The following is a 13,446-nucleotide window of genomic DNA, read 5'->3' as shown; positions in this document are numbered from 1 at the left end:
ATTAACTTTAAGTTATTGTTTGGATGCTCAAACTGACCGCAAATCGGCCAAATGTCAAAAAATAGAGCAAAACCCAAAATGCCAAATCCGCAAACCCTACTAAAAACATAGATTTAACAGGTTGTATTTGAGACTAAAATATGACGTTTGCCCATCCATTTTGATGGCAAAAAATAGGGATAGTTTTCTTACCTTTGCGGCATCAATTATTGCTATACTTCATGAGCTTAAACATCCACTACCAAGAAGAATTTAAAGAACGCCACATTGCGCCAAATGCTGAAGATACAGCGGCCATGCTGCAAACCGTTGGCGTTGCCTCAATTGACGAACTGATTGAACAAACGGTTCCTCAGCAAATCAGGTTAAAACAGCCTTTAAACCTACCTAAGGCGAAATCTGAAACCGAGTATTTGGCAAGCCTCAAACAAACGGCTTCGCTAAACAAAGTTTTTAAATCATACCTTGGTCAGGGTTACTATGACACGATTACGCCGGGTGTAATTCTGCGCAACGTAATGGAAAATCCGGGATGGTATACGCAGTACACGCCTTACCAGGCAGAAATTGCCCAAGGCCGTTTGCAGGCGTTGCTTAATTTCCAAACCATGGTTATTGATTTAACCGGCATGGAAATAGCCAATGCTTCGTTGTTGGACGAAGGTACCGCCGCTGCCGAAGCCATGTTTATGCAGTACAGCTTGCGCAAAAACCAGGCTGCCGTAAAATACTTTGTATCAGAACAGCTGTTTGCCCAAACCATCGACATCCTAAAAACCAGAGCCAACCCTTTCGGCATTGAGCTCGTAATTGGCAACCACGAAGAGTTTACACCTAGCGAAGACTTCTTTGGCGCCATTGTACAATATCCTGCGGCCAATGGCGAAGTTTACGACTATACCAACTTTGCCAACGCCCTGCACAATCAAAACATCAAACTAACCGTAGTGGCCGACCTCTTGAGCTTAACCTTGCTCACTCCTCCGGGAGAGTGGGGCGCCGACGTGGTGGTAGGTACTACGCAACGCTTTGGCGTACCAATGGGCTTTGGCGGTCCGCATGCAGCCTATTTTGCTACCAAAGACGAATACAAGCGTTCTATCCCTGGCCGTATTATTGGCGTAACCATCGATAGCAACAACAATTATGCACTGCGTATGGCTTTGCAAACCCGCGAACAGCATATCCGCAGAGACAAAGCAACTTCTAACATCTGTACCGCTCAGGCTTTATTGGCTATCATGGCCGGCTTTTATGCGACCTACCATGGTCCAAAAGGCTTGAAACTCATTGCAGAGCGCACCCATGGCTTAACCGTAAGCCTGGCCCAGTCACTTTCAAAAATCGGCTACAAGGTATTGAGCAAAGCTTATTTCGATACCATCCAATTGGATTTGGGCGATTTAACCGATTCGATCCACAAAGAATGTCTGGACAACAACATCAACCTTAACTATAAAGGCAACCTGGTAAGCATCGCTTTAGATGAAACCACCACTTTTGAAGATGTAACCCTTTTGGTTCGCATTTTCTCGAAAGTTAAGGGCATTGCTTCAGACAGCATCAACGTGGTTGACCAAGTAAGCACCACTATTCCTGCCGGCTTGCAACGCCAATCGGCTTATTTAACCCATCCGGTATTCAATTCGCACCATTCGGAACATGAAATGTTGCGCTATATCAAATCTTTAGAGACCAAAGATCTTTCGCTTTGCCACTCGATGATTGCCTTGGGTTCATGTACCATGAAACTGAATGCCACGACCGAAATGATTCCGGTTACCTGGCCAGAATTTGGCAAAATTCACCCGTTTGCACCAAACGACCAAGTATTAGGCTACTACACCGTATTTGACGAACTAGACAAATGGCTGAGCGAAATCACTGGCTTTGCGGCCATGAGCTTGCAACCTAATGCGGGCGCACAAGGTGAGTATGCCGGTTTGATGGTGATTAGAGCTTACCACCAAGACCGTGGCGACCACCACCGCAACATTGCCTTAATTCCAGCTTCGGCACATGGAACCAACCCTGCTTCTGCTGCGATGGCCGGCATGAAAATCGTCGTGGTAAAATCGTTGGAAAACGGCAACATCGATGTTGACGATTTGAAAGCCAAAGCAGAAGAACATGCGGCCAACCTATCGTGTTTAATGGTAACTTACCCTTCTACACACGGCGTATTTGAAGAAAGCATTATCGATATCTGCAACATCATCCACCAAAACGGCGGCCAGGTTTACATGGACGGCGCCAACATGAACGCTCAGGTAGGCCTAACCAGTCCGGCCAATATCGGTGCCGATGTTTGCCACCTGAACCTGCACAAAACCTTCTGTATTCCACACGGCGGTGGCGGTCCGGGTATGGGTCCAATCGGCGTAGCGGCACACTTGGTTAAGTATTTGCCAGGCCACGCAGTAGTCGACATCAATAAGGAAAAATCTATCCACGCGGTTTCTGCAGCCCCTTGGGGTTCGGCTTCGATCCTGATCATCTCTCATGCCTACATTGCCATGATGGGTGCCGATGGATTGACCAACGCTACCAAATATGCCATTCTGAATGCCAACTACATGAAAGCCCGCTTAGAGGCCCACTACCCTGTGTTGTATTCAGGCAGCCAGGGCCGTTGCGCACACGAAATGATCTTAGATTGCCGCAGCTTTAAAAACTTCGGCATCGAGGTGGTTGATATTGCCAAACGTTTAATGGATTATGGCTTCCATGCACCAACCGTATCGTTCCCGGTTGCGGGTACTTTGATGGTTGAGCCAACCGAAAGCGAGCCTAAACATGAGTTAGACCGTTTCTGCGACGCGCTGATTGCCATTAGAAATGAAATCAGCGAAGTGGAGAGCGGCAAACTCGACAAAACAGACAATCCGTTAAAAAATGCGCCACACACCGCAGCTGTAATTACGGCTAACGAATGGAACCACGGTTACAGCAGACAAACTGCTGGCTTCCCGCTTCCTTATGTGGCAGCTTATAAATTCTGGCCATCGGTAGGCAGGGTAAACGATAGCCACGGCGACAGATCGCTGATTTGTGCCTGCCCTCCGCTAGAAAGTTATATGGAAGAAGCAATGGCATAATAACAACGCTGCAAAGCTTGTTAAACTTTGCAGTGCAACTCATAAAAAAAGCCCAGGCAAATTGTCTGGGCTTTTTTATTTCCCAATTGATATCTTTGACTTAAACCAAACAGATAAACAATTATGGAACTCTTTATTGCCGTTGTCGCAATCATACTCGTTATTATTGTGAGAATATATTTTCTGATCAAAAAGTCAGGATTTCAAAGCACATCTACCACTAAAAGACCACCTAACAATTATCTCCCGCAACAATTAAAGAACAACGACAAATTGGTCATTATCGAAAACATAAGTACGGAAGAACTCCAAAAATCAATAAAGGGTTTTTGTAATCGCTACAACGGAGAAGAATATAAAGCTCTTCCAAGAGCAACAGATCTAGGGAACAATCGTTTTGCTATAACTTTTCCTTACGATATAGATTTTACCATTTATTGCTTTTTCATCAATTATATGGCTTATCCTACCGAATTTAAACGCACTTTTAATGTAACTGGATGGACGGCCTTTAATAATGACAATAAAGATGCTCAGGCTATGGATGCTATTGTTTACATCCCAGAAAGCGACAATGAATACGACAATGTTTATCTTACAACAGCAGAAAGCATAGGGTATAAGTTTAGTTTCGCGAATACTAAGCCGAAACAACTCTCAGACCTTACGTCCAAATCCTATACCAAACGTCCGTTCGATCTAAAGATGCTTGAAGAGAAAAACTTTATCGATTTTAAATAAGCTTCTATAACCACAGTCACGTATTATTTTATAACCCAATTGTCAAGAAGCAATTAAACCTTTCGTTTATTTTTTAATCTAACCCCACCAACGAACCGGAAAGGCTATAGTTAAGAATTTTGGAAAACGAAATCTTAACCTATGGTATTTTTTAGCTTCGACAATTTAAATACCTTTACAAAAAACTTAAAAAAAATCAGATGAAATTGAAAATCACATCAATGTTATTGCTAGCTTTTGCAGCTAGTTTCGCTTTCCTGGCTTTTACTCCAAAGGCCGATATCTACACTGTTGACGTAACTAAATCGACAATTACTTGGGAAGGCAAAAAATTTGCAGGTTCTCACAAAGGAACTGTTGACCTTACTTCTGGCACTTTGGGCTTTAATGGCAAAAAATTAGCAGAAGGTGGCTTTATTGCCAATATGACCACTATTAAAGATGCCGACAAAAACGGCGGTTTGGAAAACCACTTGAAAGCCGACGATTTCTTTGGTGCCGCTAAGTTTCCAGCAGCCAATTTCGTTATCAAAAAAGTAGAAGGCAACGGAGCTAACGTAAATGTTACAGGCGATTTGACCATCAAGGGCATTACGCAGTCGATCACTTTCCCGGCTACGATTACCTGGAACGCAGACAAAACCGTAACAGCTACTGCCGATAAAATCACCATCGACAGAACCAAATTTGGCATCCAGTTCAAATCAAAATCGGTTTTCTCTAACATTGGCGATAATTTCATCTACGACGATTTTACCATTGCCGTAAAATTGGTAGCTAAGAAATAAACGGATCCAATTCCGATAAAAAGGCCTTTTGCATTTGCAGAAGGCCTTTTTGTGTATAAAACGTATTGTTATTTAGCGCAGCAATCTATACCTTTAAAGAGTTAAGAAAAAGCTTTCTTGCTTTACATAAGGACCTCAATGTTAGATACAAAGATTAATCTATTAGTGATAGATGATGATGATATCAATATTTTTATCATCAAAAAGATTGTGGAGAAGACTGGATTTGACATAGAAATGGTGTCGAAAAGCAACGGTCAGCTGGCAATAGATTACCTTAAAGACGCCATTTCCAGAGGCGCATCACTTCCCCATCTCATTCTAATAGACATCAACATGCCGGTAATGAACGGCTGGGAATTTGTAGAGGCTTACCAACGACTTGGCATTGCAAAACCGGTAGACCTTTACATCCTATCTTCATCGGTTTACGAAAACGATATCGAAAAAACAAAAAGCTACAGCGCTGTGAGAGGCTTTATCTCTAAGCCTTTGTCTATTGAAAGACTAACCGAACTGATCAAGGCGCTCGAAACTAAACAATCTTAAAGCGATCGCCGTCTAGCGCTATATAAGCCTGTGTTTTTGATTTAGAATGATAGAATAGGCATTTCCAATGCTCGGCAGCAGCCTTTTGCCCAAATTCTTCGCGCAGTTCCATCGCTTTCCGGCCGTCGTAATCGTACTTGGCAATAAACTTGCGCAGCAGCTCTTCGGGTTCAGGCAGCACATCGCCACCAAAAAATGCCTTGTCTATGCCATCGTCTATCAAAAATACCTGATGGTATGGGCAATGCGCACCGGTAAGCTCGTAGCTGATAAACTCGTTAAGCTGGCCAGAGCCTTCGATCAACTGGATATCGGCATTAACCTGCAGAAACTCAAAAATATCCGTATGGTAAGAAGACGAGCTGCTCGAAAAAGCGGTCTCCCACTCTCCCCTTTGCATCACGTAAGTGGCATCGGGAAAACTCAGTTCCATTTTGCCCTTGTGGTGATGCACCATGCCTCCAGAATGGTCGAAATGCAGGTGCGACATCAACACCAGCTGGACGTCTTCAGGTTTAAATCCGGCCTTTCTGATGTTCTCGTGCAAATGCAGCTGGCCTTGTTCGTTGCTATAGCCTAGGCCAGTATCGAGTAAAACCAACATCTCATTAATCTTCACCAAAAACGGCTGCACATGGATGAACAGCGAGGCCGGCCTGTCTTTCGGGTTGTCTTTCGTCGGATCAAAAGGAATAAACTTCTTGGTAACATCAACAGAATAAGATCCTTCGGTTAAAGTAAAAACTTGTAAAGACATGGCTATTTTTTGAACAGAAATTAAATGATATATTTACGACACCACAAATATAGGCAACCTGTCTGAACTTTGCGACAAGCAACGAGTTTGGCAGGCCTCACGATACTGATCTAAGAATAACGCTACAATGAAAAAAAGATGGGTGCAGGTAGGGCAAGGCGCGACAGAAACAAGTGAAAAACTTGCCCAGCAATTGAACATAGACCACAGTTTAGCGCAAATACTGGTACAACGTGGCATAGCTGATTTTGAAGAGGCCCGCTATTTTTTCAGACCCCAGCCAGGACATTTGCATGATCCTTTTTTAATGAAGGACATGGAGCAGGCTGTTGATCGGATTAGCCTGGCGATTGGCCAACATGAAAAAATACTGGTTTACGGCGATTACGATGTAGACGGCACGACGGCAGTAGCTCTTACCTACAGCTTTTTAAGCCAATTTACCCAACAAATCGACTATTACATTCCCGATAGGCACCAGGAAGGTTATGGCATTTCTACCCAAGGAATTGATTTTGCCAAGGCCAACGGCTTTACACTGATCATTGCCCTAGACTGCGGCATCAGATCAGTTGATAAAATTGCTTATGCGAACCAATTGGGTATCGACTTTATTATTGCCGACCACCACTTGCCTGCCGAGCAAATTCCCGAAGCGGTTGCCGTACTCGACCCCAAAAGAGTTGATTGCGAATATCCTTTCAAAGAATTATCGGGTTGTGGCATCGGTTTTAAGATAGCACAGGCCTACTGTCAGCTGCATAACCTGCCCGACGAGCTTTACCAGCAATACCTCGACCTTTGCATGGTAAGCATTGCTGCCGATATCGTACCCATTATTGACGAAAACAGGGTAATGGCGCATTTTGGCCTCCTCAAACTGAACGAAAACCCCTGCACTGGCCTCAAGGCCCTGATGCAGATATCGGGCAGAACCGAAAACTATACCATCGCCGATGTGGTGTTTCAATTGGCGCCACGCATTAATGCTGCCGGCCGGATGGGCCATGCGCGCGATGCCGTAAAAATGCTGCTGAGCGAAGTGGCCGAATTGGCCGAGGAACAAAGCGCTTTAATCAACCTGCAGAATACAGATCGCAAATCGTTTGACCAGAACATTACAGCGGAAGCCTTAGCCATGATCGAAGCCAGCGAAGAACTGGTTAACCGCAAAACCACAGTGCTTTTTCAGCAGCACTGGAACAAGGGCGTTATTGGCATTGTAGCTTCCCGCTTAACCGAAACTTATTATCGCCCTACCATCGTACTCACCGAATCGAATGGAAAATATACCGGTTCAGCTCGTTCGGTAGTGGGTTACGATCTTTACGAAGCCTTATTGGCCTGCGAAGAACTGCTGGAACAATTTGGCGGACACAAATATGCAGCCGGACTAACCCTTAAGCCTGAAAACCTCGACACTTTTACCGAAAAGTTCGAAAAAGTGGTGGCCACTACAATTAGTCCGAACTTATTGATACCGGAAATCCTGATAGACAGCGAGATAAGCCTGACACAGATTGATGCTAAATTCTATCGTATTTTAGCTCAAATGGCTCCTTTCGGACCGCAAAACATGGCACCGGTATTCAAGAGTACCGGAGTAAGCTTGGTAGGCTATCCGCAAATTGTTGGCACAAATCACCTCAAGTTGGCTGTAAAGCAACAAAATTCAGCTATTTTTGATGGCATTGCTTTCGGACAGGGAGAATTTGAGCAATTGTTAAAAGCCGATCGCCCCTTCGATATCTGCTATACCATTGAAGAAAATGTATGGAAAGACAAGAAGCGTTTGCAATTGAACATAAAAGGCATTAAAATTGATTAGGTTTCAAAAAACCAATCGTAAATCATAATTCTAAAATCGTAAATCTAGATGATCTTAAGAGCCGAAAATCTGGTTAAAAAATATAAGCAGCGTACCGTGGTCAACCATGTTTCGTTTGATGTAAGTCAGGGCGAAATTGTAGGGCTACTGGGACCGAACGGGGCTGGAAAAACAACCTCTTTCTACATGATTGTAGGACTGATCAAGCCCAATGAAGGCAATATTTACCTGGAAGGCGAAGACATTACCAAAGACCCCATGTATCGCAGGGCACAAAAGGGCATTGGCTATCTGGCCCAAGAAGCTAGCGTGTTCAGGAAACTGACCGTTGAAGACAATATCATGGCCATTTTAGAAATGACCAAGCTCAACAGGGAGCAGCGCCACGAAAAACTGGAAGAACTGATCAATGAGTTCAGCTTGCACAAAGTAAGAAAAAACCGGGGCGATTTGCTGTCGGGAGGCGAACGCAGACGTACCGAAATTGCGCGCGCACTGGCGGCCAATCCGAATTTTATCCTATTGGACGAACCTTTTGCCGGCGTAGACCCGATTGCTGTAGAAGAAATACAGACCATTGTAGCCAAATTGAAACAAAAGAACATCGGAATCCTCATTACCGACCACAACGTACAGGAAACTTTGTCTATTACCGATAGGGCCTATCTGCTTTTTGAAGGAAAAATACTCGAATCGGGTACGCCGGAGGTATTGGCGGCCAATGAAATGGTACGAAAGGTTTATTTAGGCTCGAACTTTGTGCTGCGTAGAAAAAAATTATAATTTCGGAAGCTGATGGCGATTGTAAATTCGATTTTTACCTGGTACATGAAAAAGCGCATCCACCAGATTGAGCTTTTCATCAAATATCCTCACGATGTTCAGGAAGAATGGCTACACACCTTGATTTCGAGTGCCGAAAATACCGAATGGGGCAAAAAATACGATTATAAATCGATTTTAACCGCCTCGCAATTCAAGGAGCGTGTCCCCATTCAGAACTACGATACTTTAAAGCCTTATATCGAGCGCATGCTCAAAGGCGAACAGAATGTGCTTTGGCCATCAGAAATCAAGTGGTTCGCCAAATCGTCGGGTACCACCAGCGACCGCAGCAAGTTTATTCCGGTGTCTGAAGAAGCTCTGGAAGAATGTCATTTTAAAGGTGGAAAAGACATGATTTCCATCTATTGCAACAATCGCCCCAACACACAGATGTTTACGGGTAAAGGTTTGGTGCTCGGTGGCAGCCATCAGATCAATCAGCTTTGCGACGATATCCATTACGGCGATCTTTCGGCCGTGCTGATCAAAAACCTGCCCATGTGGGCCGAATATTACCGCACGCCTGATATTTCTATCGCCCTGATGGACAATTACGAAGAGAAAATGGATAAAATGGCCGAAGCTACCATTAAGGAAAACGTAACCAACATTTCGGGCGTGCCTACCTGGACCATTGTTTTGGCCAAGAAAGTACTCGAACTTACCGGCAAAAGCAACCTGCTGGAGGTTTGGCCCAATTTGGAACTCTATTTTCACGGCGCCGTTAATTTTACCCCCTATCGCGAACAGTTTAAGGAATTGATTCCTTCGCCAGACATGTATTACCTCGAGACTTACAACGCCTCTGAGGGCTTTTTCGGCATACAAGACCAGGATAATTCGGAAGAATTGCTTTTGATGCTCGACTATGGCATCTTCTACGAATTCCTGCCTTTAGAAAACCTGGAAGACGAAAACCCTAAAACATTATCGCTAGAGCAGGTAGAACTGCATAAAAACTACGCCATTATTATCAGTACCAATGCCGGACTTTGGCGCTACCTGATTGGCGACACCATTCAATTTACCTCGCTCTCTCCTTTCCGCATCAAGATAACCGGCCGGACCAAGCATTTTATCAATGCCTTTGGCGAAGAGCTGATTATTGACAATGCCGAAAACGCACTGACTAAGGCCTGCTCGCTTACGGACGCCAAAATAAAAGACTATACTGCCTGCCCTATCTACTTTAAGGGTGAAGAAGCAGGAGGCCACGAATGGATCATCGAATTTGAAACGCAGCCACAGGATTTTGAACAGTTTGTTGATGTGCTTGACCAAACCCTGCGCGAGGTCAATTCAGACTACGATGCCAAGCGTTTTAAAGACATGGCCCTGCGCCGTCCGAAGGTACATAATGCACCAGCCGATACCTTTTACAAATGGCTAAAGGTTCGTGGCAAACTGGGTGGCCAGCACAAAGTGCCTCGCCTGGCCAACGACCGCAAGTATGTTGACGAGATTTTGGAGCTTTTATAGCCATGAAAAAACAATCCGGCTATTTCTGACCGAATGCAACGGAAAAATCAGATTTAACCTGGCCGAACCCGCCGACAATAAATATGATGGCCGATTTGAATTTGAACTGGTTAACGATACCCTTGTGGGACAGGGATGGCCTAGGATTCTACCTTATCGGTAAGCCTAAAACTGCCTTTTGTTCAGCCACAGCTACACCTTCAAAAAAATCGGCTATCGCCAGTTCTTTGATCCGGTTGAGTGGCACGTGCCGGTAACCGACAATGTAGGCGGCCAACTGAGCGCCACCGAAAAAGCCAACATCAAATTATTGATGCGCTTTGAAAAATACGCCACCGATAATTACGATACGTTTGGCAGATAATCCTTAATTTTGGGACCAGCAGCTTCAATCGCTGCTGGCCATTCCCAAATGAATACCCATATCATAGCGCCCAAGCATCCCTTGCTCAAAAAGCATATCCAGTATTTTCTCTTTTTTAGGCAGGATACCAAAGTTGCTAGTAGCTATGTAACGTTTCCGAACAATAACCTCTGCTTAGCCATTTACAAAAGCAACCGTGTTGAATACCAATCAAAAAATGGCCTAAACAACTGCAATGTATCGAACGGACAAAATTCTTTTACCAGCAGGCTCTATGGCTTCCACAACCTGCCCTTTAAGGTACAGGTACAATCGGCCCTAGACCAGGTTTGTATCCTGTTTAATCCGGCTGCCTTACGATTGTTTACTAAAGAAACCTACAAAGACCTGCTCAGTACCGACGATGTTTTTAACGCCATTTTTCAAAAGAGCCCTAATTTTTTAGCGGTGCTGTTCGGCACGGAAGATTTTGTTGAGCGGGCAGCCTTGTTAGAAACCCTATTGCTGAAAAACCTAAACATCGAAAACATTCCTTCCACAATGAACGAGGCTTTGCAGCTGATTTCGGCTGTTGCCCAAAACAAGGCATTGCTGCCCGTAGCAGAGCTAGCCAAGGCATTACACCTGAATGAATCGACTTTGTACAGGTTATTTTCGACTCATTTGGGGCAAAATCCGAAAGCTTATCTCAAAACGCTCCGGTTTAGGCATACCCTAAACGAATTGATGTCTAAACCCAAGCCGCTTACCCAAGTAGCTTATTCCAATCATTATTTTGATCAGGCCCATTTTATCAAGGATTTTAAAACCTTTACCGGCTGTACCCCAAAAGAGCTAACCGAGCATGTTTCTGTTAAAGAACGAAATCTGGTTTGGCTATATAGCGAAGCATAACTGCACGATTTTTACAATTCTCCATCGAAGGCTTTCTTTTCCTTTGCGCATATCTTAAAGTTAATTTTTATGAAAACAAGAACTGTATCACTATTGGTTCTATTGCTATTTGTAGTGAAAATGGGTTATGCGCAAAAGAATTGCAACTGCGAAGCGGCGTTAAACTCGGTAATCAAAAAAATAGAAAGCGAATATCCTGGATTTGAAACAAAAACCAAGGATAAATCAACTTACCTCAATTTTAAGGCAAACTTGGCCATTCAAGCGCGAAAAACACCAGATAATGCCTGTCTGGCGCTGCTCAAACAATATACCGCCTATTTTAGGGATAGCCATATTTGGGTTATGGGCAACGAAACAACCCCTCCACAAACCGAAACCAAAACAGGCAAACAGCTGGTTAAAGTAGATCTCGAAAAATTCAAGAATCACATCCAAAAAACAAACGATCAGTTGGAAGGCATTTGGCGAGACGAGCAATATAAAGTAGGAGTTATAAAAACAGGCCAAAACGAATACACAGGCTTTATTATAGCCGCCAATCCAACTTATTGGCAACCCAAAGAAATCAAGTTCAAACTCTTTGCAAACGGCAGCTTCGAATACCTGATGCAAGACCACTCTGTACAACGAGGCACCTTTAAAAGCTATGACGATTGCATTTTGCAGTTTAAGGAGCTGCGCTCTATGTTTATTAAGGAAATGCCAACCCCTGCGCTTAATGCCGTACAGCTCGCCGATAAAATCAATGAAATAGAAGGTTTCTTCGTGAAACAACTCACGTCCAAAACCGCTATTATCAAACTTTCGAGTTTCGATTATCCTTATGTTGACCGGATCAAAAAGCTAATTGCCGACAACAAATCCATATTGGAGAACAGCGAAAACCTAATTATCGATATTCGGGGCAATGGAGGCGGAACCGATGCGGCTTACCAAACCCTGTTGCCTTACCTTGCCACCAATCCGGTTAGGCATGTAGGCGCCGAGTATTTGGCTTCCGGCACGCTCATCAAGGGGGTAGAGAACTATCGCGACAACCTCAAGGACAAAGACCAAAAAACAGCAGAAATAGCAACTTTAAACACAACGCTAGCGCGTTACAAGGCAAATTTCGGAAAATACATTATCCCAAGCGGAGATACCATCACGGTAAGCGACCTGGTCAGGGCACCCAAAAGTCCGAAACAGATCGCTGTGCTGGCCAACAAAAAGGTAGGCAGTGCTGCCGAGAACTTCATCCTGGTTGCCAAGCAAAGCAAAAAGACAAAAATACTCGGAACTCCAACTTTTGGCGTACTGGATTATGCCAATGCTTATATGTTCGATGTAGGTTGCAGCAATTACAAGCTCGTTATGCCCACTTATCGCTCCTTAAGGCTACCCGATTACCCCATAGACAATATTGGCTTACAGCCGGATATTTACCTCGATTCATCGGTAAAAGACTGGATAGCTTACGCCACTGAGTACCTGGAACAATAAGATAGCAACAAAGCTGGCCCCATGTTGGTCCAGCTTTGTTCTTTATGCTTTTAGCCTATGGCATTTCTAATTTATTTTAGTTAAATTTAATTAGCTAAATCTCAAAGCATTATGAAAAGCGTCCAACAAATCCTCAGCACCAAACCCGTTCAGGTTTATGCGGCTGCTTCTACCGATTCGGTGCTCGATGCACTCAAAGTAATGACCGAAAAAAACATCAGTGCCTTACTGATTATGGACAACGACGACCTGCTAGGCATTTTTACCGAGCGCGATTATGCGCGCAAAATCGTGTTGCATGGCAAGTCTTCCAACACCACGCCCCTGAGCGAGGCCATGACCAAGAACCCAATCACGGTAAACCCTGCCGACAGTATTGAACTGTGCATGGAACTGATGACCGACAAGCACATCAGGCATTTGCCCGTAATGGATGGTACCAAAGTGGCAGGTATGGTTTCTATCGGCGATGTGGTAAAGTTTATCATTGCCGATCAAAAACAGACCATTTCGCAACTGGAAAGCTATATTAATAGTTAGGCCAAGCCCTAAGCAAAAGCTTAAAAAATATCTTGTTACGCTTATGAACAATCAGCCAATGCCCAATGCCCAATGCCAAATGCCTAATGAACCAATGA

At 44.1% G+C, this 13,446-nt stretch carries 12 protein-coding genes; 11 read left to right on the top strand and 1 reads right to left on the bottom strand.

Going from position 1 to position 13,446, the window contains the following annotated elements; translation table 11 throughout:
• Positions 1 to 221: 221 nt before the first annotated feature.
• The 4 genes from gcvP to JHD69_RS01885 all read left to right on the top strand — a co-directional run bounded on the left by gcvP (position 222) and on the right by JHD69_RS01885 (position 5,176).
• Entirely contained in the window at positions 222 to 3,098 is a 2,877-nt protein-coding gene (gene gcvP / locus JHD69_RS01900) for an aminomethyl-transferring glycine dehydrogenase (protein WP_199136780.1), read from the top strand.
• Between the two features lie 123 nt (positions 3,099 to 3,221).
• Complete coding sequence (locus JHD69_RS01895; protein ID WP_199136778.1) at positions 3,222 to 3,839, top strand: hypothetical protein; 618 nt, start codon at positions 3,222 to 3,224, stop codon at positions 3,837 to 3,839.
• A gap of 200 nt (positions 3,840 to 4,039) precedes the next feature.
• Positions 4,040 to 4,627, top strand: a complete 588-nt coding sequence (locus JHD69_RS01890) for a YceI family protein (protein WP_199136776.1) — start codon at positions 4,040 to 4,042, stop codon at positions 4,625 to 4,627.
• A 138-nt stretch (positions 4,628 to 4,765) separates the two neighbouring features.
• On the top strand, positions 4,766 to 5,176 hold the full coding sequence (locus JHD69_RS01885; RefSeq protein ID WP_199136775.1) for a response regulator: 411 nt from the start codon (positions 4,766 to 4,768) through the stop codon (positions 5,174 to 5,176).
• Here JHD69_RS01885 and JHD69_RS01880 read toward each other — a convergent pair.
• On the bottom strand, positions 5,163 to 5,933 hold the full coding sequence (locus JHD69_RS01880; RefSeq protein ID WP_199136773.1) for an MBL fold metallo-hydrolase: 771 nt from the start codon (positions 5,931 to 5,933) through the stop codon (positions 5,163 to 5,165). The two genes, JHD69_RS01885 and JHD69_RS01880, sit on opposite strands and share 14 nt — an antisense overlap.
• Positions 5,934 to 6,060: 127 nt before the next feature.
• Between JHD69_RS01880 and recJ the strand changes: the two genes are divergently transcribed.
• The 7 genes from recJ to JHD69_RS01845 all read left to right on the top strand — a co-directional run bounded on the left by recJ (position 6,061) and on the right by JHD69_RS01845 (position 13,348).
• Positions 6,061 to 7,761: a single-stranded-DNA-specific exonuclease RecJ gene (gene recJ / locus JHD69_RS01875; RefSeq protein ID WP_199136771.1), complete on the top strand. Its 1,701-nt coding sequence runs from the start codon at positions 6,061 to 6,063 to the stop codon at positions 7,759 to 7,761.
• Between the two features lie 48 nt (positions 7,762 to 7,809).
• On the top strand, positions 7,810 to 8,544 hold the full coding sequence (gene lptB / locus JHD69_RS01870) for an LPS export ABC transporter ATP-binding protein (protein ID WP_199136769.1): 735 nt from the start codon (positions 7,810 to 7,812) through the stop codon (positions 8,542 to 8,544).
• 12 nt (positions 8,545 to 8,556) lie between these two features.
• Positions 8,557 to 10,065, top strand: coding sequence for a GH3 auxin-responsive promoter family protein (locus JHD69_RS01865; RefSeq protein WP_199136767.1), 1,509 nt, complete (start codon positions 8,557 to 8,559; stop codon positions 10,063 to 10,065).
• A gap of 178 nt (positions 10,066 to 10,243) precedes the next feature.
• On the top strand, positions 10,244 to 10,429 hold the full coding sequence (locus JHD69_RS01860; protein WP_199136765.1) for a hypothetical protein: 186 nt from the start codon (positions 10,244 to 10,246) through the stop codon (positions 10,427 to 10,429).
• A gap of 48 nt (positions 10,430 to 10,477) precedes the next feature.
• Positions 10,478 to 11,323, top strand: coding sequence for a helix-turn-helix domain-containing protein (locus tag JHD69_RS01855; RefSeq protein ID WP_199136763.1), 846 nt, complete (start codon positions 10,478 to 10,480; stop codon positions 11,321 to 11,323).
• A gap of 69 nt (positions 11,324 to 11,392) precedes the next feature.
• A complete protein-coding gene (locus JHD69_RS01850; protein WP_199136761.1) occupies positions 11,393 to 12,808 on the top strand; it encodes a S41 family peptidase in 1,416 nt (471 codons plus the stop codon).
• Positions 12,809 to 12,919: 111 nt separating this feature from the next.
• A complete protein-coding gene (locus tag JHD69_RS01845; RefSeq protein ID WP_199136759.1) occupies positions 12,920 to 13,348 on the top strand; it encodes a CBS domain-containing protein in 429 nt (142 codons plus the stop codon).
• The last annotated feature ends 98 nt before the right edge of the window (positions 13,349 to 13,446 follow it).

The sequence above is a fragment of the Pedobacter sp. ASV12 genome, assembly GCF_016429155.1.
In the GTDB taxonomy this organism is placed as follows: domain Bacteria; phylum Bacteroidota; class Bacteroidia; order Sphingobacteriales; family Sphingobacteriaceae; genus Pedobacter.
Note: the sequence above shows the minus strand (reverse complement) of the source record. Positions and strands in the feature narration are given on the sequence as shown.

Excerpts from the sequence above, each read along its gene's own strand:
- JHD69_RS01855 (WP_199136763.1), top strand. The coding sequence starts at position 10,478 with ATGAATACCCATATCATAGCGCCCAAGCATCCCTTGCTCAAAAAGCAT.
- JHD69_RS01880 (WP_199136773.1), bottom strand. The coding sequence starts at position 5,933 with ATGTCTTTACAAGTTTTTACTTTAACCGAAGGATCTTATTCTGTTGAT.
- JHD69_RS01895 (WP_199136778.1), top strand. The coding sequence starts at position 3,222 with ATGGAACTCTTTATTGCCGTTGTCGCAATCATACTCGTTATTATTGTG.
- lptB (WP_199136769.1), top strand. The coding sequence starts at position 7,810 with ATGATCTTAAGAGCCGAAAATCTGGTTAAAAAATATAAGCAGCGTACC.
- JHD69_RS01865 (WP_199136767.1), top strand. The coding sequence starts at position 8,557 with ATGGCGATTGTAAATTCGATTTTTACCTGGTACATGAAAAAGCGCATC.
- JHD69_RS01890 (WP_199136776.1), top strand. The coding sequence starts at position 4,040 with ATGAAATTGAAAATCACATCAATGTTATTGCTAGCTTTTGCAGCTAGT.
- JHD69_RS01850 (WP_199136761.1), top strand. The coding sequence starts at position 11,393 with ATGAAAACAAGAACTGTATCACTATTGGTTCTATTGCTATTTGTAGTG.
- JHD69_RS01885 (WP_199136775.1), top strand. The coding sequence starts at position 4,766 with ATGTTAGATACAAAGATTAATCTATTAGTGATAGATGATGATGATATC.
- JHD69_RS01845 (WP_199136759.1), top strand. The coding sequence starts at position 12,920 with ATGAAAAGCGTCCAACAAATCCTCAGCACCAAACCCGTTCAGGTTTAT.
- gcvP (WP_199136780.1), top strand. The coding sequence starts at position 222 with ATGAGCTTAAACATCCACTACCAAGAAGAATTTAAAGAACGCCACATT.
- recJ (WP_199136771.1), top strand. The coding sequence starts at position 6,061 with ATGAAAAAAAGATGGGTGCAGGTAGGGCAAGGCGCGACAGAAACAAGT.